The organism is Streptomyces sp. NPDC055400 (genome assembly GCF_053644375.1).
In genome coordinates this window covers 170,057-190,417 of record NZ_JBSHLM010000011.1, presented here as the reverse complement: position 1 = coordinate 190,417, position 20,361 = coordinate 170,057, and the positions used below count along the sequence as shown (strand labels likewise).

Annotated in this window: 13 protein-coding genes; all 13 read right to left on the bottom strand. The window is 72.9% G+C overall.

Annotated features, from left to right (window positions below; all coding sequences use genetic code 11):
* Positions 1-344: 344 nt before the first annotated feature.
* Positions 345-1,169 (bottom strand): DUF6039 family protein, encoded by an 825-nt coding sequence (locus tag ACWIGU_RS28195; protein ID WP_454404492.1) that lies wholly within the window; start codon positions 1,167-1,169, stop codon positions 345-347.
* Positions 1,170-1,241: 72 nt separating this feature from the next.
* Complete coding sequence (gene fabD, locus ACWIGU_RS28190) at positions 1,242-3,656, bottom strand: ACP S-malonyltransferase (protein WP_454404491.1); 2,415 nt, start codon at positions 3,654-3,656, stop codon at positions 1,242-1,244.
* 31 nt (positions 3,657-3,687) lie between these two features.
* Positions 3,688-4,485 carry an enoyl-CoA hydratase-related protein gene (locus ACWIGU_RS28185; protein WP_454404490.1) on the bottom strand — a complete coding sequence of 266 codons (798 nt, stop codon included), beginning with the start codon at positions 4,483-4,485 and terminating at the stop codon, positions 3,688-3,690.
* Between the two features lie 17 nt (positions 4,486-4,502).
* The gene (locus ACWIGU_RS28180; RefSeq protein ID WP_454404489.1) at positions 4,503-5,420 is read right to left on the bottom strand and encodes a DUF6039 family protein; all 918 of its coding nucleotides are present in this window, start codon (positions 5,418-5,420) and stop codon (positions 4,503-4,505) included.
* A 65-nt stretch (positions 5,421-5,485) separates the two neighbouring features.
* A complete protein-coding gene (locus tag ACWIGU_RS28175; RefSeq protein ID WP_454404488.1) occupies positions 5,486-6,802 on the bottom strand; it encodes an alpha/beta fold hydrolase in 1,317 nt (438 codons plus the stop codon).
* Between the two features lie 85 nt (positions 6,803-6,887).
* A complete protein-coding gene (locus ACWIGU_RS28170; RefSeq protein WP_454404487.1) occupies positions 6,888-7,235 on the bottom strand; it encodes a YciI family protein in 348 nt (115 codons plus the stop codon).
* 286 nt (positions 7,236-7,521) lie between these two features.
* Entirely contained in the window at positions 7,522-7,758 is a 237-nt protein-coding gene (locus tag ACWIGU_RS28165; RefSeq protein WP_454404486.1) for a ferredoxin, read from the bottom strand.
* Positions 7,759-7,769: 11 nt separating this feature from the next.
* Positions 7,770-8,969 (bottom strand): cytochrome P450, encoded by a 1,200-nt coding sequence (locus ACWIGU_RS28160; protein WP_454404485.1) that lies wholly within the window; start codon positions 8,967-8,969, stop codon positions 7,770-7,772.
* A gap of 138 nt (positions 8,970-9,107) precedes the next feature.
* On the bottom strand, positions 9,108-10,496 hold the full coding sequence (locus ACWIGU_RS28155) for a condensation domain-containing protein (RefSeq protein WP_454404484.1): 1,389 nt from the start codon (positions 10,494-10,496) through the stop codon (positions 9,108-9,110).
* A 25-nt stretch (positions 10,497-10,521) separates the two neighbouring features.
* Complete coding sequence (locus tag ACWIGU_RS28150) at positions 10,522-15,789, bottom strand: amino acid adenylation domain-containing protein (RefSeq protein ID WP_454404483.1); 5,268 nt, start codon at positions 15,787-15,789, stop codon at positions 10,522-10,524.
* A 94-nt stretch (positions 15,790-15,883) separates the two neighbouring features.
* Positions 15,884-16,600: a gamma-glutamyl-gamma-aminobutyrate hydrolase family protein gene (locus ACWIGU_RS28145; RefSeq protein ID WP_454404482.1), complete on the bottom strand. Its 717-nt coding sequence runs from the start codon at positions 16,598-16,600 to the stop codon at positions 15,884-15,886.
* Complete coding sequence (locus tag ACWIGU_RS28140) at positions 16,597-17,940, bottom strand: hypothetical protein (RefSeq protein WP_454404481.1); 1,344 nt, start codon at positions 17,938-17,940, stop codon at positions 16,597-16,599. The genes ACWIGU_RS28145 and ACWIGU_RS28140 overlap by 4 nt, the downstream gene beginning before the upstream one ends.
* A gap of 31 nt (positions 17,941-17,971) precedes the next feature.
* Positions 17,972-20,356, bottom strand: coding sequence for a carbamoyltransferase HypF (gene hypF / locus ACWIGU_RS28135; protein ID WP_454404480.1), 2,385 nt, complete (start codon positions 20,354-20,356; stop codon positions 17,972-17,974).
* Positions 20,357-20,361 lie beyond the last annotated feature (5 nt).

The window sequence follows — 20,361 nt, the reverse complement described above, 5'->3', positions numbered from 1 at the left end:
ATCCGCTCCCCCAGGAAAGACACCGGCTTGCTGCACCTGTCGCACCCTAGGAACAGCGCACCCGCGGGCCTGCTCAGAAGTGAGCAGGCCCGCGGGTGGCGAGGCGGTGAGGCGGCGAAGCGAGCGTTTCTCTAGCGCCTGTCTTCACATTCCCGCCTGCCCAGCGGCGTCTGGCACGCACATCTGCGGCGTTGTCGTCGGTTGCCGACTCCCCCAAGCTCTCGGCTTCGCTCGAGCAGGGGGGACCCCCATCGCGTCGACGCCCTCCTCCGCCTTGCAGCTGCACGCACCAGACGCCGCTGGGCCCGCCCTCCGGGCGGACGACGGGAATGTGAAGACAGGCCCTAGCGGGCGTCCGGCACCGGGGAGAAGGCGATGTCGCCCATGCTCTCCTCGACGAACAGCCGGTTCCAGGTGCCGCCGCCCTTCTCCGGCGCGATGATCTCGTCCAGATAGATCGCGCGGGTCGCGTCGTCCATGCGCATGTGCATGTCGATCAGGTCGTAGTAGGTGTCCTCGGACTTCATGTGGATGAGCCAGTGCACCCGGTCGGCCGGGCCGAAGGCCTCCTCGTACAGGAACGACGACGCGATCCCGGGCAGCCTGGTGTTGATCGACTCGGTGATGCGGCGGGCGAAGAGCCTGGCCTCGGCGCGGAAGGCGTACTTGGGCTGGGCGACGCGGTGGATCATCAGTCCCGCGCCGGACGAGTTGAGGGTGCGCTCCGGGCTCATCGAGGTCTGCCGCTGGGCCGGCGGGACGCGCAGGTCGGGCGCGGCGGCGTCGATGACGGTGCCCTCGGGCAGCGCCTCGTCGGTGCCGTACATGCCCCAGTGCTGCGGGATCAGCGCCGTCTCCGAGAACGAGCCGTCGACGAACATGCCGTGCCAGTCGGCGTCCGCGGCCGGCCCCTCGTCGCCGTCGAGCAGCCGGGAGATCTCGCGGTGGCCGCCGAGCTTGGGCAGGTGGACCAGCCAGTGCAGCCGGTCCCGGACGCCGAAGGTCTCCTCGTGCACGGTGACCGTGGTCTGCCCCGCGAACTTGTCGTTGAGGTACGCGGCCTGCTCCAGGGCGATCCGGCGTCCCTCGGCCCGATGGGCCTGCTTGAGCTGGGCGGTGCGCTCCACGATCACACCGGAGTTGGTCGAGTGGAAGGTCAGGGTGGTCATGATGGCTCCAGGGTTCGGTGGATCGATTACGTGTGCCGCCCGCCGTCTCCGCCGCTGCCGGGCGGCGCGCGGTCAGCGGCGGGCGAGGACGTCGGCGGCGCCCGTCATCAGGTGTTCGGCGATCAGGTCGACATGGCGGTGACGCCAGTCCTCGAGGCCGGTGCCGCGCACCACGTGGTTGAAGGCGCCGATCGCCGGGCCGCACTGGATCTGGTAGTTGACCTTCTGCGTCGGTTCGCCCTCCAGGCCCCAGCGCACCGAGCGGGCGAAGTACCAGCGGAACGCCAGGGCCATCCGGTGCTTGGGCAGCCGGTCCGCCTTCTCGATCTCGGCGTCGCGCCCCCGCCCGAGGTGGTAGGCGCGGGTCTCCTCCCACACCTCGGCGAACGGCCGCTTGAAGTAGGTCTCCTCGACGGAGCGCCGGGTTCCGGCGTCGATCGACTCCCAGCTGTCGTGGCTGCGGTAGAGCTGGTACAGCTTGTTGCCGCGCGCCGCGAACAGCGTTCCCTTGCGGACCACTTGGACCCGGGCGCCGATCTCGAACATGTCGCCCGCGGGCGCGTACGCGGTGTCCTGCACATCGAGACCGGCCAGGATGTCCTTGACGGCGTCGGAGGTACCCGCCTCGGGCGAGCACTGGTTGACGCTGCCGGTCAGCACGAAGTCGGCGCCGAGGACGAACGCGGCGGCGACGGCCTCGGGAGCGCCGATGCCGCCGGCCGCGCCGATCCGGATCCGCCGGCCGTAACCGTGCCGGGCCATCGCCGCGTCGCGATGGCGGATCATCGAGGGCAGCAGCGTCAGGGCCGCGCCGCCGTCCGTGTGGCCCCCGGAGTCGGCCTCGACACAGATGTCCTGGCCGACCGGCAGCTCGGCGGCGATCTCCGCCTCCTGAGGCGTCAGCCGTCCGTCGGCGGTCAGTCGGCGCAGGATCGCCGCGGGCGCCGGCGCCATGAAGGCGGCCGCGACCTCGGGCCGCGACACCTTGGCGAGCACCCGGCGTACGGCGACGGGGCGGCCCGCGGCATCCCGGTGGGCCCCGGAGAAGCGGAACTGCACGACGGCCGGGGTGAGCTGGGTGAATCCGGCGGCCTCCACGTCGTGGACACCGTGCTTGAGGCACAGGTCGACGACGGCGTGCTCGTACGCCGGGTCGTCGATCGAGTGCAGCAGGTTCATGCCGTACCGGCCGTCCGGACCGAGTGCGTCCTTGATCCGCACCAGGGCGCTCTCCACCTTGTCGAGCCCGAGCCCGCCGGCCCCGAAGAACCCCAGGAGACCGGCCCGCCCCATGCGGATGACCAGCTCCGCCGAGGCGATCCCGCGGAACATGGCCCCGGCGAGATAGGCATAACGGATCCCGTAGTCCTGCCGGAACTCGGCACTGCCCAGCTCCTCGGCCCGCAGCCCGCGCGAACCGGGGGCTGAGGGCACGGGCGGGGCGGGGGAGACGGACGAGACGGGGGGCACGGGCGAGGCGGGGGAGACGGGGGAGGGTGCGGGGCGGGGAACCGGAGGAGCCCAGGAAGCGGTCGTGCCGGCCGGGGCCGCCGTGGGGACACCGGCCGGCACCGCCACGCCTGCCGCCGCGGGGACACCGGCCGCCACCGCTACCGGCGCGGGCGCCACGGCCCGGGCCTTCGCCCCGTCGGCGCGGCCCTGTTTCCACAGGCCCGTCAGGACCTTGCCCGGGCCCATCTCCTCCAGCTCCGTCGTCCCGCGCTCCCTGAGGCAGGTCATCGTCTCCGACCACCGCACAGGGCTCTCGATCTGACGGGACAGCAGCTCGGCGACCTGCCCCGCCCCGTACGGGCGTGCCGTCACGCTGGAGATGACCGTGCGGTGCGGATCGGCGAAGGAGAACCCGGTCAGGAACCTCGCGAACTCCTGTGCGGCCGGGCGCATATGGCGGGAGTGGAACGCCGCGCTCACCCGCACGGGCACACAGCGCACCCCCGGCCGCTGTGCCAGGGCCGCGGAGACCATGCGCAGTTCGTCCAGCGGGCCGGACAGCACCGTCTGGGTGGGCGTGTTGTAGTTCGCGACATCGACCTGACGCGCCCCGGTCCCGGCGAGCAGCGCCGGCACCTCGTCGCCGTCGACGCCGAGCACCGCCAGCATCCCGCCCCCCTGGGCCCGCCCCATCAGGGCGCCCCGCTCGCGGACCAGGCGCACCCCGGTGGCGAAGTCGAAACAGCCCGCGGCGAACAGGGCGCCGTACTCGCCCAGGCTGTGCCCGGCCAGCAACGTCGGCTCGGGCAGCCCCGGACCCCGGGCCAGATACGACAGGGCGCTGACCACGAACAGGGCGGGCTGCGCGTACTCGGTGCGGTCGAGCCTGCCGTCACCCGAGGTGCGGCACAGTTCCTCCACCGAGTGGCCGAGGACCGTGTCCGCCTGCCGCGTCAGGTCGGGGAAGCGGGCGAACAGACCGGCCCCCATGCCCTTGCGCTGCGATCCCTGTCCCGGGAAAACCAGTGCCACCATCGCCTCGTCCCTCCTGGCTTCGGCCCCGGTCTCAGGGCCGCGGCTTCTCCCAGGGGAGCCGCCGCGTTGTCGTGTAATCGGTGATACGGCGCCGCGCGACGGGCGAGTCGACGATCCGGGTGAACTCACGCAGAGCGAACGCGTCGGTGTCCTCGGTGGTGAACCACATGGCCCGGAAGTACTGCTTGAGCTCGCCGATCGTCGCCGGGTCGAGCCGGGTGAGGCGGACCAGGAGGCGGCGCACCGCGGCATCCGGGTCGGGCACCACCTCGTCCACCAGGCGGAAGTCCGCGGCCCGGCGCGCGGACACCGGCTGGGTGCTCAGGGCCATCGCGTACGCGGGCTGGAAACCGGTACGCCGTACGAGAACGGGCAGCACACAGCAGGGCACCAGGCCCCACAGCGCTTCGGGCAGGCTGAACTCGCTGCGCTCGGTGGCGATGACCAGGTCCGCGGCGGCCGCGAGTCCCACGCCGCCGCCGGCCGCGCGGCCGTCGACACAGGCCACGACCGCCAGCGGCGTCTCGCCGAAGCGCCGCATCAGAGCGAGGAACTCGGCCCCGCCCCGGCCGGCCTGCGAGGCGCCGCCCGCAGGATCTCCGGCGGCCTCCTCGAAGTCGAGGCCCGTACAGAAGGTGCCGTCCGAGCCCTCGAGGAGCAGGACACGGCACTCGGGGTCGGCCTCGGCCCGGTCCAGGGCGGCCCCCAGCGCGTCCAGGACATCACCGCTCAGGCTGTTGAGGCCGTCCGGGCTGCTGAGAGTGGCGCGCAGGACGTGCGGCTCGGCAGTGAGCCGCACTCCGCGGTGGGTCGGGCCGATGGCCGTCACGGCTGCGTCCGCCCCGCTCAGAACCAGGCGGGCGTGCCGGGGTGCAACGGCGTGAGCACGGTGTCCTGGATGGTGGGGGACACGAACGTCTGCTCCCAGCCGCCACCGCCCTTGAAGTCGGGCACGAACTGCCGCCCGAACAGCGCCTGGTAGTCGGCGTCGTGGCGGCTCAGCTCGATCAGCTTGCGGTAGGTGTCGAGGCTCTCGAGGTGGATCATCCAGTGGATCCGGTCCTGCTGGCCGAACGTCTCCTCGTAGAGGTAGACCGTCAGCTCGCCGCCGAGGGCACGGTTGACCTCGGAGGCCCAGGCGAAGGCGAACTCGCGGGCCTCGGTGCGGAAGCGGAACGCGGTCTGCGCCGTACGGATGATCGTCAGGCCGCTGTCCACGGTGCTGCGCATCCGGCTGTCGGGCAGCCCGGTCTGGTGGCGGGCGGGCGGCACGAACGTGTCCGACGGCTCGTCGTGGTGGTCGTGGTCGTCGTCGTGGTCGTCCAGGCCGTGCTGGGGGACGTACACCCGCTCCTGGAAGGAGCCCTCGACGAACATGCGCTCCCAGTTGCCGGCGCCCTCCGCGGCCGCGATCCGGTCGGCCTCGGTGATCTCCTTGAAGCTGCGGTCGTGGTCGGCTATCTCCAGGAAGCGGCTGTAGTCGTTGGGCTGCTTCATGTGGATCAGCCAGTGGAGCCGGTCGGCGGTGCCGAGGATCTCCTCGTGCACCACGATCGTGGCGACGCCCTCCACCACCTTGTTCAGGTGGCCGACCAGATCCGTGGCGAACTGACGCCCCTGGGCGCGGAACGCGTGGTTGAGCTGGCCGGCCCGGTGGATGATGAAGCCCGCGTTCCCGGAGTGCAGCAGGTCTGAGCCGGAACCGAGAGGCCCGCTGTGGGCGGGAAGAAACGCGCCCTGGGCCTGGCTCGCCGCGTCGGTCATCGCTCTGTCTCCTTCGTCGCACTGGTGAAGAGGCCTTGGGACCCCTGGTGTGACGCTAGGCAGCGTCACCGTGCGGCGCCGCTCACAATTGAGCGCGGCCGGACCGCCTCCGTGAAGAAGTCCGTGAGCAGCCGCGCGACCTCGCGCGGGCGGTCGTACATGGAGTGGTGCGTGGCGCCGGCCAGACGCTCGTGGCGGGCGCTCGGAAAGCGGTCCGCGGCCAGGGCCAGCCGCTCGGGCGAGGCGATCCGGTCGAACTCGCCGCTCACACACAGCACCGGCACCTCTACGTCGGCCGCGTGCGCGAGACCGTCGTACGCCCAGTAGTCCAGGAGCTGGCGGGCATAGGCGACCAGGACGGCGTCGTCCGAGAAGGGGCGCAGCAGCTCGGCGCCCAGGGCCGTCGCGGGCAGCGCGAGGACCTCGTCGGCGAACCGATGCGCGGTCAAGTCCGTTGATATCTCGGCCGGTCGACCGGTGAACATGGTGCGCAGCCGGGCCGCGAGGGCGGGCCGCGCGACGACGGCGCGGCACAGCTCCTCGAGATTGCGCTCGTACGGCGTGTCGGGTTCGAGGCCGGCCGGATCGCCCGTGTGCCGGAAGGAGCCGTGCAGAAAGACCATCGACCGCACGGACCCGGGGCGGCGGCGACGGAACTCCATGGCCGTCTTGGGGCCGCTGCACCAGCACACCAGATGGCAGTCCCCGGCGCCTTCGGCGGCGAGCACCGCCGCCAGGTCGTCGGCCTGGTCGCGCAGGCGCATCGGCCGGGTGCCCGCCGCGGTGCCCCGCGGTGCCCAGGTCAGCACGCGGTGCGTGGGCGCGAGAGCCGCCATCAGGGGGTGCCAGAGCGCGGTCCCCATGCCGAGCGCGTTCACCAGGACGACGGGCGGCTCGCCCTCCTCGCGCACCCCCGCCGCGGTGTACGGCAGCACGCCGCCGAGCACCCCGACCCGCGACGGCGCCGCCGCACCGATTAGCGCGGCGTCCCGCTCGGCGGCCCGGCGCAGCTCGCTCTGCTCGCGGGCGACGGCCGCAAGGTCGCCGGGCTGCGGAGCGCGCTGCGCGCCGCTGTCGCCGGGCGTGGTGCCGGGGTGCTGTGCGCGGGCGGCCGCGAGACGGTCCACGGAGGTGCAGTCCGCGGGATCGGTGACCGGTTCGACCGTCAACTCATAGCAGTCACCGATGAGTTGGGCCAATGCGGCGGGGGTGGCGCCGTGGTGCGCGAGCAGTGGTGCGGGCAGGCGCAGCGGCCGGTGCTCGAAGTAGTCGGGGCGCCGGGCCCGTACCTCCAAGGCCGTGTCGTGCACGGCGTCCAGAAGGGGCCGCAGCCGGCCCGCGCCGTCTCCCGCCGCGCGTGTGTGTATCGCGCCGTCCGTCATGGCGAGTGCCTCTCCGTAGCGCTACAGGCCTGAACCCGCGGCCGGGCGTGCCCGGACGCGGGTCGGAGCCGGTGGGACCGGCTGGTTACTCGGCCACCCACAGCGGCCGCACCTCGAGGGTCTCGGGGTTCGGCCACGACTTGGCGATCTCCACGGCGGCGTCGCGGTCGGCGGCCTCGACGAGGATGTAGCCGCCCAGCGTCTCGTCGCCGCCCGCGAACGGGCCCTCGACGGCCTTACGGGTGCCGTCGGCCTCCCGGCGCACCGTCACCGGGGCGAGGGTCTCGGTCTCGAACGCCTCGCCGCCCACGAGGGCTCCGGCCTGGGCCTGCTGGCCCATCCAGCCCTCGATCGCCTTGCGGTAGGTGGCGCGGTCCTCCTGGATCTGACGCCGGGACTCGGCGTTCTCGATAATGACGATCGCGAACTTCATTCGGGCTCTCCTTGTCGCAATGTGCGAAAAACCGGACCGGAATATGGAATTCCTGAATCCAAGGGGATACTCATATGTCCCCATGATTCATGTCAAGTCGGCGCAAGTCGTGCAACTGGATTGCGGCATAAGGGGATTGGCACACGTGGGCGAATTCGCGGCGTACCGCGGGACCCGTCTCCAGCCGGGCGGTGCCTATACCCGTCCGACCGTAGTCCTTTCCTGCCACACCCCACTCGAATTCCGCTGGAGAGCCACTTGAGAGGCGCCGCGCAGGCCCGCACCGTCACGACAGGTCGAGCACCTCGCCGCTCACCGCGTCCCGCAGCCGCAGCGCCTCCATCGGGCAGGACTCGACCGCGTCCAGCACGTTCTCGTCCGCGGGCACTTCTCCGGCCGGCGGCACGGACCGCCCGTCGACCACCTGGAAGACGTCCGGTGCGACACCGGCGCAGATGCCGGTGCCCATGCACGCGCCGTGGTCGGCCTCGATCCGCCAGCGTGTGTTCTGTTCCTGCGCCATGCCGGTTCCCCTCACCACGCGACCGGCAGCCGCTGCGGGCCCCGGAACAGTCCGCCGGTCTTCCACTCGACCTGGTCCGCGGGCACCGCGAGCCGCAGCCCCGGGAAGCGCTCCAGAAGCCCGCCGATCGCCACCCGAAGTTCCATGCGGGCGAGCTGGGCACCGAGGCAGTAGTGCGCCCCGTGGCCGAATGCCAGATGGGGGTTCTTCTCCCGGGTGATGTCGAGGCGGTCCGGGTCGTCGAACACCCGGGGATCCCGGTTGGCGTTCACCGCGGCGGCCACGACACCCTCACCCGCGCGTACCGTGCCACCGCTCAGCTCGACGTCCTCCAGAGCGATCCGGGCGTTGCCGACACCGTTGCCCAGGGGCACGAACCGCAGCAGCTCCTCCACCGCGCGCGGCAGCAGCTCGGGCTGCTCCCGCAGAAGGGACAGCTGGTCCTCATGGGTGAGCAACGCGTAGACCATGTTGCCCAGTTGGTGCGCCGAGGTCTCGTGCCCGGCCACGAGCAGCGTCACCCCGAACGTGATCAGCTCGTCCTCGGTGAGGCGGTCGTCGTCGTCCCGGGCGGAGACCAGCACGCCCAGGAGGTCGTCGTGGGGCGCGGCCCGGCGTGCCGACACCAGGTCGGCGAGGTACGCGCGGATCGAGGCGTCGGCCGACACCGCCTCCTCTTTGCTGTACGCCGTGGTGGACATGATGACCTCGGACCAGTGCTGGAACCTGCCCCGGTCCTCGTACGGCACCCCGAGCAGCCGGCAGATCACGGCGATGGTGAACGGCTGGGCCAGGTCCCCCACGATGTCGGCCGGATGCCCCGTGCGCTCCACGCCGTCGAGGAGCCCGGAGAACAGTTCCTCGAGCCAGGACTGCATCGCGCCCATGCGCCGCGCGGTGAACGCCTTGGACAGCAGGCGGCGCAGCCGTGTGTGCTCCGGCGGGTCGAGGCTGAGGATGGTGTCGCTGCGGCGGGCCAGCGGTGTGGTGCGGGGGGTGTCCTCACCGATCTGCGCGCGGCTGAACCGGGGATCGGAGTTGGCGGCGCGCACGTCGTCGTACCGCGTGACCAGCCACCCCTCGCCCCCGTACGGGAGGCGCACCCTGGCGAGCGGGTCGGTCTCCCTCAGTTCCCCGAACTTCGGGTGGATCTCAAGGCCGTCGACCTCCCCCTCGAAAGGGTAGATGTGCACCCGCCTCGTAGCCGACATGAGTCCCACTCCTCCGCGACAGCAACCGGGCACCTCGGATGAGGGCCTCCTCGCACTGGGAGCGTGACCCCTTCGCCCGCCGGACGCCGCTCACTCTTGAACACACGGCCCCATCGGTGGGGAGGAGTGAGCATCGGGTCAACCCACCGCCGGCCGCCCCGGGTGCGCCGCGATCTCCTCGAACAGGGCGAAATACTCGCGCTGGAGTGCCTGTACACGCTCGTCGGAGAAGAGGCCCGAGCGGTAGGCGACGATGACGCGGCCGCCCTGGTCGTCGTGGCGCAGACGGACACTGAGCGGGCGCGCGACGGTTTTGGCCGTGGGGGAGAACGGCTCGGCGCGTATCGGGCCCAGCTGCCGGGCGGCGCCGATGTCGTGCTCGCGTTCCGCGGTGAACTGCACGTGGAACAGCCGCTCCAGCAGGGCGGGATCGGGCATGCGCGAGGCCACCACATGGGGCGGTACGTCGTGGTGGGCGAAGTCGTCGGCCGTGCTCGCCCGCACCTGCTCCACGGCCTCGGCCAGCGTGATGTGACCCGGCAGGTCGGCGCGTACCACCACGTCGTTGGAGAAGTCGCCGACCAGGCCGTGCACGTCGCTGCGGTCGCGGTAGGAGACGGGTGCCCGCACGCAGATGTCCCGCTCGCCCGACCGGCGCGCGAGCAGGATCTGGAAGGCCGCGAGCCCGACCACGTAGAAACTGGTGCGATGCCGGGCCGCCACCTCGCGCAGCCGGGCGAAGAGCTCCGGCGGCAGGGGGAAGGACCGGGTGTGACCCGCGATGTCCGAGGGGTCCGCGGACCGGTCGCAGGGCAGCGCCGCCGGTTCGGCGCCGGCCAGGCGGTCCAGCCAGTACGCGACGGACCGGCTGCCGTGCTCACCTTCGACGCGCGCTCGGTGCCAGGCCGCGAAGTCGGCGTACTGGGCGGGGAGTTCGGGCAGTCGTACGGGCGAGCCCGTGACGGCGCCGGCATACAGTGCGGTGAGCTCGGAGGTCACCACCTCAAGGGCGCGGGCGTCGCCGACCAGGTGGTGCAGGCACACCACCACGAGGTGTTCGCCGGGCGCGCGGCGCAGCACGCGCAGCCGGGCCAAAGGGCCCCGGCCGAAGTCGAAGGGGCGGGCCAGTTCGTCGTCCGCGACCGAGGCGGCCGTCGCCGGGTCCGCCGGGGCCACGTCCATGACCGGCTGCGCGCGGACCCGGACCACCTGCGTCAGCGCGCCGTCGACCGTCCGATAGGCGCTGCGCAGCGTCTCGTGCCGCTCGGCGAGAGCATGCCACGCCTCGCGCAGCGCCCCGGTGTCCAGCGGCCCCGACACCCTGAGCCCTCCCACGATCAGGGGCTGGCGCGCGGTTGTCGCCAGGGAGGGCCACATGCCTTCCTGGCCCAGTGAGGCGGCGAAGTGCCACTCGGCCCCGGCCGGGCGCTCCAGCAGCGGCAGTGCGGCTCCGCCCCTGCGCCGGGCGAGCAGCCGCGCCTCCAGGCGGGCTCGTTCGGCGAAGTCGTCCTTGAGTGTCACGGCCATGCGCCGGTGTCTCCTTTCCGCACCGTCAGCCTTGCTGCTGCAGCAGGTCGGCCACTTCGTCGTCGGACAGCCCGGACAACTGGTCGAGGAGCCGGGCCAGCTCCTCCGGGTCGCTCTCCTCCACTTGACGCTGCGTCAGAAGTCGTGCCGTCTGCTCCACGGTGGGCACCCCGGTCAGCAGGTCGGCGACCGAGAACTGCGCCCCGAACGCCTCGCGCAGCCGCAGCGCGATCCGGGTCGCCTGCAGCGAGTGCCCGCCGAGCGCGAAGAAGTCGGCGCTCACCGAGACCTCCGCGAGGCCCAGGACCTCGCACCACACCTCGGCCACCCGCTGCTCGGCCGCGTCGCGCGGCGCCACGTGCTCGCCGCCGGCGAGGTTCTGGTCCGGCTCCGGCAGCGCGTCGCGGTCCAGCTTCCCGTTGGCGCCCACCGGCAGCGCGTCCAGCCATGTGTACGCCGAAGGGATCATCGCCGGTGGCAGGCTGACCGAGAGGTGCTCCCGCAGATGCGCCGGGTGCGGCTGCTCGGCGCCGGCCGCGGCCACCAGGTAGGCGGCCAGATACGTCTCGCCGTCCCGCCGGCGGGGCACGACCACGGCGTCGCCGACGGCCGGGTGCCTGGCCAGCACCGCCTCCGACTCGCCGGGCTCCACCCGCTGCCCGCGGATCTTGACCTGGTGGTCGGCGCGGCCGAGGTAGTCGAGGGTGCCGTCCTCGGTCCAGCACGCCCGGTCGCCGGTGCGGTAGAGCCGCCCGCCGGAGCCGAACGGGTCGGGGACGAAGGAGGCCGCGGTCAGCGACGGCCGCCCGAAGTAGCCGCGCGCCACCTGCGGGCCGCCGATGTGCAGTTCGCCGGGCACGCCGACGGGCGCGGGATTGCCTCGTTCGTCCAGCACGTACAGGCGTACGCCGGGTACCGGGCGTCCGATCGGCAGCCGGGGCCGGTCGGTCGCGCCGGGCTCGACCCGCTCCGCGGTGACGTCGATGGCGGCCTCGGTCGGCCCGTACAGGTTGTGCAGCTCCACGCCCGGCAGCAGACGGTGGAACCGGGCGGCCACGTCCGGCGGCAGCGCCTCACCGCTGCACACGACCCGGCGCAGCGTGCCCCCGGCCGTCGCGGCCGTGGACTCGTCGAGGAACACGCGCAGCATGGACGGCACGAAGTGACAGGTCGTCACCGCGTGGTCGACGACGGACCGCACCAGATACCCGGGATCCTGGTGGCCGCCGGGCCGGGCGAGCACGATCGTCGCGCCGTGGCCGAGCGGCCACCAGATCTCCCAGCCGGACACGTCGAACCCGACGGGTGTCTTGTGCAGCACGCGTTCCCCGGCCACGAGCGGATACTTCGCCTGCATCCAGGCCATCCGGTTGGCCACCCCGGCATGCTGGTTCATCACACCCTTGGGGGTGCCCGTCGTGCCGGAGGTGTGCAGGACGTACAGCAGGTTGTCCGGGCGCGCGACCTCGTCGAGGGGGCCGTCCGGCAGTTCGGCCAGGGCCGGGTCGTCGGTCTCGACGAGCGTCAGCCCGGGCGAGCCTGCCGCGAGTTCGCCCGCCTGGCCGTGCGCGGCATCCCGCGACGTCACCAGCAGCGACGGGTTCACGTCCGCGAGTTGCAGGGCGAGCCGGGTGCGCGGGTGGTCCGGGTCGAGCGGCAGATAGGCCCCGCCCGCCTTGACGACCGCAAGGAGCGCGACGACCAGCTCGGGGGAGCGGGGCAGGTGCACCGCCACCACCTGATCGGGGGCCGCGCCCAGGGAGCGCAGCCGCCTGGCGAGCTGGTTCGCCCGGGCGTCCAGCTGTGCGTACGACAGCGTGCCGCCGTCCCACACGACGGCCGGTGCGTCCGGGGTGAGCCGGGCCTGCCGCTCGAAACCGGCGTGCACCAGGCCGTCGTCGAGCGGGGTGTCCGAGCCGCTGAACTCGCTCACCACCCGGTCGAGTTCGTGCGAGGTGAGCATCGGAAGATCCGTCGCCGCCGCTCCCGGCGGCCCCGGCACGGATTCGAGGGCGAGCGTCAGGGCCTCGAGGACGCGGCGCGCGCTCGGTGCGGAGATCAGGTCCGAGGCGTGGACGGCGTGGCCCGTCAGGCTGCCGTCGCTCTCCTCCGTCAGATGCAGCGACAGCTCGAACTGCGCGCCGGGAGAAGGGAGTTCGAAGGGCTCGGCGCGCACCTCGCCGGACTGCCAGGGCGCCAGCGGCAGGTTCTGCAGGGCGAGTGCCACGCGCACCAGTGGGGCCCGCCCGTCGGCGCGGTCCGCGCCGGTCAGCCGGACGATCTCCTCAAGGGGGAGGTCCTGGTGCCGGTAGGCGGCCAGGCACGAGGAGCGGACCCGGGACAGCAGTTCGCCGAAGGCGGGGTCACCGGAGGTCTCGACGCGCAACGGCAGGGTGTTGACGAACAGCCCGACCTGGTCACCGCTGCCGGGACGGTGGCGGCCGGCCGTGACGGCGCCGACGACCAGGTCCTGCTGGCCGGTCCACCGGCTCAGCACAGCGGACAGGCCGGTGAGGATCACCATGAACAGGGTCGAACGGCGCTTGGCCCCATAGCGTTTGAGCCGGGCCACCACCGGCGCGGGCAGAGTGAAGGGCAGGGCGGAGCCCCTGAAAGGGCTCGGGTGCGGGGCCGGGTCCAGGGGCAGCGCGACCGCCTGCGCCCCGGCCAGGGTCTCCTGCCAGAACGCGGCGGCGTCAGCGTCGTCGCCCGCGCTCCTCGGCGCGGGAACCGTGACGACGGTGCGCGACGGGGTGCGCCCCGCGAGCCGGTCGCGGTAGCAGATCCCGAGTTCGCGCAGCAGCAGCCCCAGCGACCAGCCGTCCACCGCGATGTGATGGGCGGCCACCGCGAGCGTCCACTCGCGGGCGCCGGCCCGCACGAGGACCGCGCGCAGCAACGGCCCCGCCGCCAGGTCGAACGGCTCCCGGGCGAGTTCGGCCGCCCGTGCGCGGGCGTCCCGGTCCGGGCTCGGCTCCACCACCGGCAGCTCGAAGGAGCGGGGGGCGAGCGGCGTGCGCCGCAGGGTGCCCTCGGCGTCGGAGGCGAAACCGCTGTGCAGCGCCGGGTGGCGCGCCACCAGGTCCTCCAGGCTCGCGCGCAGCAGCTCCGGGTCGAGCGGGCCGTGCAGGTCGATGCCGCCCGCCACGTGGTACGCCGCGCCGCCGCCCATGGCGTCAAGGAGCCACATCCACTCCTGCGCCCGGCTCGCGGACGCGTCGGCGGCCTCCGTGGCGTCGGCACCGACGTGCGCCTCGGCTGCATCGTCGACGGCATCGACGGCATCGACGGCATCGACGGCGTCGACGAGGGCGCTCAGGCCCGCGAGCGTCAGCCCGTCGAGGAGCTCGGCGGGGGACACCCGGAGCCCGAAGCGCTCACGCACCGCTTCGGCGAGCCGCACGGCCCGCAGCGAGTCGAGGTCGAGGACCACCAACGGCACACCGGGCGGCAGCTGTTCGGCGGGCACGTCGAGTTCCAGGGCGACGACCTCGGCGACCGCCCGCGACACCGGGGGCATGTCACCGCCCCCGGCACCGGGCGCGGTGTCCGCGCCGCCGGTCGCGATCGGCTGCAAAGTGCCGTCCAGCCACCGCTCGCGGCAGGTGCTGCGGCGCACCTTGCCGCTCGTGGTACGGGGAATAGCTCCGGGCCGCACCAGCACCACCTCGTGCAGGGAGAGCCCGTGTTCGGCCGTCACCGCCTTGCGGACCGCCGCGATCACCTCGGCGGCGCGCTCGGGGTCGAAGCCGCGGACCACCTCGTGCACCAGGACGGCCCGCTCCTCGGTCCCGTCGTCGTGCGAGAACACCGCCGCCCGGGTGGGCTGCAGCAGCGGGTGGGCGTGCTCGGCGCTCTGCTCGATGTCCTGCGGGTAGTGGTTGCGGCCGCGCACCACCAGGAGGTCCTTGGCACGGCCGGTCACGAACAGCTCGTCGCCCAGGGCGAACCCGAGGTCACCGGTGCGCAGGAAGTGCCGCCCCGGGTGGGACTCCAGGGTGGCGCGGAAGACCTCTTCGGTCAGCTCGGGCCGGCCCCAGTAGCCCGCGGTGACGGTCGGGCCGCTCACCCACACCTCACCGGTCCCGCCGGGCGGGCACACACGGCCCTCGGCCGGGTCCACCACCACCACGACGACGTCCTCGCTGCGTGAGCGGCCGCAGCCCGTCAGCACAGCGGCGTTCTCCTTGTCCTCCTTGCCCGCGGTGGCCGACACGGCCTGGCCCAGCTCCAGTTCGCGACGGTCGGCGCGCAGCACCCGGGGCTCGCCCCGCTCGGGCGCGCCGCCGGTGACGAACAACGTCGCCTCGGCGAGCCCGTAGCAGGGGTGGAAGGCCGACCGGTCGAACCCGCTGTCCGCGAAGGCGCGCGCGAAGGCGTCCAGGGTCGCGGGCCGCACCGGTTCGGCGCCCACCATGGCGTGCTGCCAGCTGCTCAGATCGAGCTCGGCGCGCTTGTCCTCGGGAATGCGGCGCACACACTCGCCGTACGCGAAGTCGGGCGCCGCCGACACCGTCGCGCGGTGCCTGCTGATGGCGTCGAGCCAGCGGTACGGGCTGCGTACGAACGCCATCGGGGAGATCAGGGTGCACGGGAACCCCGCGTACAAGGGCTGCAGGATGCCGCCGATCAGGCCCATGTCGTGATACGGCGGCAGCCAGCTCACGCCCCGGCTGTCCGGGCCGACGCCCAGGGCGGTGCTGATGGACGCCGAGTTGTGCACCAGGTTGTCGTGCCGCACCATCACGCCCTTGGGCGTCCCGGTGGACCCGGACGTGTACTGCAGGAAGGCCAGGTCTGAGGGCGCGGGGCCCGCGCCCGGCCAGTCGTCGGCCGCCGCGTCCTCGATGTCCTCGGTGACCAGCCACTGGATCAGCCCCGACGTGGTCAGCTCCGGGTACGAGGCCGTGATCGCGTCCGTCACCTCGCGGCTGCTCAGCGCGAGCACGGCGCCCGCGTCCGCCCCGGTCGCAAGGACCGCCGACAGGCCGCGCTTGCCGGTCGGCACGTACACGGGCACGGCGACAGCGCCCGCGTACAGACAGCCGAGGAAGGCCGTCACATAGTTCTCGCCCGGCGGGAACAGCAGCAGGACGCGCTCGCCACGCAGGCCGCGCTCGGTGAGGGCGGCGGCGACCGCGCGCACCCGGCGGTCCAGCGCCGCGTAGCCGACGGCGTGTTCGCTGCCGTCGTCGCGGATGAATTCCAGGGCGGTGCGGTGCGGAGTGGCGTCCGCCCGGTCGCGCAGGATGTCGACCAGTGTGCCGCCGACGGGACGGACGTGAGTGTGCACGGTTGCCCTCCTGGCAAAGTCCTACGGTGAGGTGTACGGGGCCCGGTCAGGCGATGGCACGCGCCGCCGCACCGGCGGCACGGCGCCGGCGCGGTCAGACGGAGGCCGCTGTGCGCGGCGACCGGGTGGTGCAGGCCGCGACGAACGCCGCGAACAGCTGCCGGTCGCCGGAGACTTCGGGGTGCCACTGGACGCCGAGGACGAACGGCCTGGACGGGTCCTCGGCCGCCTCCACCACGCCGTCCTCGCCACGTCCGCTCACGTGCAGTGCGCCCGGATCGAGCACGGCCTGATGGTGGTGCGAGTTGACCTCGGCCAGCTCCCCGTACAGCGCGGCGGCCCGGCTGCCGGGCACCAGGTGCACGGGGTGCCGGCCGAAGACACCCTCGGCCGGGCAGTGGCCGCTGTGCCCGACCAGATCGGGCAGATGCTGGTGCAGGGTGCCGCCGTAGGCGAGGGCGAGCAGCTGGAGCCCGCGGCACACCCCGAGGACGGGCAGTCCCGCGGCGAGCGCCGCCTCGAGCAGCAGCAGCTCCCCGGCGTCCCGGTCGGCCGACGGAGTGTCCGTGCGCGGATGGCGGGCGGCACCGTAGAGCGCGGGGTCGACGTCGGCGCCGCCGGGCAGCAGGAGCCCGTCGAGACGGGCCACCACGTCCGCGTCGGTGTCGTCGGGCGGCAGCACGACGGCTCGGCCGCCCGCCCGGCGCACCCCGTCGACGTACCCCTGCTGGAGCACCGTCGCGTCCGTGTCCCAGATGTTCCAGCGCGCGCGGTCGCGGTACGAGGCGATGCCGATGACGGGCCGGCTCACCGGGACGCCTTCGTCAGGGGACGCCCGGCGGCCGCGCCGGTGCGCCGCAGGGCGCCCTCGCACAGGTCCACAGCGGTGGCGAGGAGCGGACTGCCGTCGGCCGCACAAGCGCCGAACGGGGTCCGGGTGCGCAGCGCGGCCGTGCGCTCGGCGAGCAGGGCGGCCGGCTCGGTGTCGCGCACGGCGGCCACGAAGATGTCGGCGAGCTCGTCGATGTCGTCGCCCGAAAGCCCTTGGTACGTGGCCTCGTTGAGGCCGATGCGCACGCCCTGCCCGGTGAAGCCGGGCAGCCCGGCCATGAAGTTGACCTTGAGGCTGGCGGCGGAGAGCCGGGCGGCCGCGTCCTTCGGCGCGATGCCGTCGGCCTCCGTGTCGAGCCACAGCTGGTGCCCCGCGGAGTAGCCGCGGTCGGCGGCGACCACGGTCAGGCCCCGCTCGGTCAGGAGCCTGCCGAAGCGGCCGGTGTGCTCCAGGACCGCCCGGGTGTAGGCGGGGCCGAACTCGCGGAACTCGAGCAGCGATATGCCCAGCGCGATGGTCGCGGCGAAGTGGTGGTTGCTGATGAGGAAGTCCTGGGCGTCGCGGATCAGCTGCTCCACCTGTGGGTCCCGCGTCAGCACGACCGCCTTCTGCGGGCCGGGGAACGTCTTGTGGGTGGAGCCGCCCCAGCTGTCCGCGCCCTGGTCCAGCGGGTTGGGGAACGCGTCCCCGAGCACCAGGCCGAGCCAGTGACTCGCGTCCACGTGCACCAGCGTGCCGGGCGAGGCCTTTCGCACCGTCTCCACCAAGGACTTCACATCGACGGGGAACAGGCAGTGCGACTGGTCCACGTACACCAGCGAGGGACGCACCCGGGCGAGGAGCCCGGCCGCGTGCTCGAGGTCGAGGGAGTGCGGGTCGGGGCCGCGCAGGAACTCCACATGGAGGCCGAGCCGGCCGGCCACCTGCGGCGTCGCGTAGTGGCCTCCCTGCTCCGGGGAGACGGTGACGACCGTGGAACCCGGTTCGCCGCCCAGCGCGCCGAGCACCAGCGTCATCCCGTTGAGACCGCTCAGCGGCCGCACCGAGGCGTACGAGGCCCGGCCCAGCTCCTGCAGGAGCGGGACGGTCAGCTCCATCTCCAGGTCGCGCAGCCGCTGCGCGCCACGGAAGTGCCAGCGGTCGGGGTCGTCGCCCTCGTTGAAGAAGTAGCGGTGGTACGGGTCGAGGAGCATGGGCAACTTGGCCAGCCCCGACATGGAGGTCTCCGACGGCACCATGCTCAGGGTCTGCCGTGCGCTCGCCTCGTTCTCACTCAGCAGGCGCACGACGGTGTCCAGCGTCAGATCTGCGGTCCGCATCGGGCTGTGCCTCCGTCGTCGGTGGAGCGGGTCAGCGGCATTCGTTCGTGCCGGGGTTCGGGGTGGCCGGGCTGTCTGTGCCGGTTGGGCTGTCCGGGCTGTCACGCAGGCGTGCGTTCGCGACCATCACCTGGCCGAGCGCGATACCGCCGTCGTTGGTGGGCACCAGGCGGTGCGCGTGGGCGTCGAAGCCCGCCCTGCGCAGCTCCACGAGGCAGTTGACCTGGAGGAACTCGTTGAGGAAGACGCCGCCGGAAAGCACCACCTGGCGGATGCCGGTGCGTTCGCGCAGCGCGCCGCACCGCTTGACGACCATGTCGACCACCGTGGAGTGGAAGCGCCGGCTGATGTCGGTGACGCCGGTGCCGCGTGCCAGGTCCGCGGCGATCGCCCGCACGAGCGGCCTCGGGTCGACGAGCTCGGTGTCGCCCTCCCGCTGGAGTCCGAAGGCATAGGGCGCGGTCAGGGCGAGGTCGCGGCCCAGCAGCCCCTCCAGTTCGATCGGGCCGTGTGCCTCGTACTCGGCGTAGGCGCACACGCCGAGCAGGGCGGCCACCGCGTCGAAGAGCCGTCCCATGCTGGACACCGGCGGGGCCTGGATGCCGCGTTCGGCCATGGTCGCGAACACGGTGCGCTTGCGGTCGTCGAGGATGTCCAGCGCGGGGAACGCGGCGACGGCCCGCTCGGGAGAGCCGAGTGCCTGCAGCGCGAGCGCGTATCCGGTGCGCACCGGCTCGGCCACCGCCTTGTCGCCGCCGAGCAGCGGGAACGGCCGCAGATGGGCCGCCCGGCGCACCGAGGCGAAGTCGCCGACGAGGAACTCGCCGCCCCAGATGGTGCCGTCCTCGCCGTAGCCGGCGCCGTCGAAGACGACGCCGATGGTGGGCCCGCTGAGCCGGTTCTCGGCCATGCAGGACGCCATGTGGGCATGGTGGTGCTGGACCTCGACGACATCGTCGGGCCGGTCGGTGCCGGCCAGCACCCGGGCCCTGAAGGCGGGGTGCAGGTCGCAGGCGGCGTGACGGGGCTTCAGCTCGTACAGTTCGGCGAGGTGGGCCGCGGCCTCGCGGTGGGAGGCGTAGGTCTCGTCGTTCTTCAGGTCGCCGATGTGCTGGCTGACGTAGACCTCGTTGCCGTCGCCGAGCGCGACCGTGGTCTTGAGTTCCGCGCCGTACGCGATGACCGGTCCGGCGATGTCGTCGACCTTCACCGGGTAGGGGGCGTAGCCGCGCGAGCGCCGCAGGAACGTGATGACCGGCTCGTCCAGGGCCGGGTGCACGGAGCTGCGGACCACCGAGTCGTCCACGCGGACGTGGATGTCCCGGTCGTGGTGCAGGATCAGGTCGGCGACCTCGAACAGCTCGGCCAGCGCGTCCTCGTTACGGTACGCGATCGGCCGGCCGGAGATGTTCCCGCTGGTCATCACGAGGACGTCCGACTCCGGCCGGTCGAGAAGCAGTTGATGCAGCGGAGCCGACGGCAGCATCACACCGAGGTTCGGGTTGCGCGGGGCGACCTCCTCGGGCAGTGCGCCCGGCAGCTTGCGCAGCAGCACGATGGGGCGGGCCGGGGAACGCAGCAACTCCCGCTCGGCGTCCGTGACGTGGGCGATCTCTGCCGTCTCGGCGAGGCCCGCGGCCATCACCGCGAACGGCTTGGAGTCCCGCTTCTTGCGGCGCCGCAGCCGGGCCACGGCCGCCGCGTCACGCGCGTTCACCGCGAGGTGGAACCCGCCGACGCTCTTGACGGCGACGATCCGGCCGTCGGCGAGCGCCCGGACGGTGCGCGTCAGCGCCTCTTCGGCCTCGGCCACCACTCCGTCGGGCGTGGACAGGGTCACCTTCGGGCCGCACCGCGGGCAGGCGGTGGGCTGCGCGTGGTAGCGGCGGTCCGCGGGGTTCACGTACTCGGCGCGGCAGTCCTCGCACATCGCGAAGACGGCCATCGTGGTCTTCTCACGGTCGTAGGGCAGGCCCTTGATCAGGGAGTAACGGGGCCCGCAGTGGGTGCAGTTGGTGAACGGGTAGCGGAACCGGCGGTCGGCGGGGTCGAGAACCTCGCGCAGACAGTCGTCGCACACGTGCGAGTCCGGGGCGACGATGGTGTTCGCCCGCCCGGTGCGCCGGCTCTCCCGGATCTCGAAGCCTGTCGGCAGGTCACCGTCCGCCCGGGGCGTCCGCGACTCCACGCGCACCTCTTCGACGCGGGCGAGCAGGGGGGCGCGGTCCTTGAGCGCCCCCGCGAATTGCGCGAGTTCGCCGGCCTCGCCGCACACCTCGGTCTGCACGCCCAGCGTGTCGTTGAGGACCCAGCCGCTCAGGCCCAGGCCGGTGGCCAGGGTGTGCACGAAGGGCCGGTAGCCCACGCCCTGCACCACCCCGGTCACCCGGATCAGCCACTGCTCGGTCTCTGCCATGACTC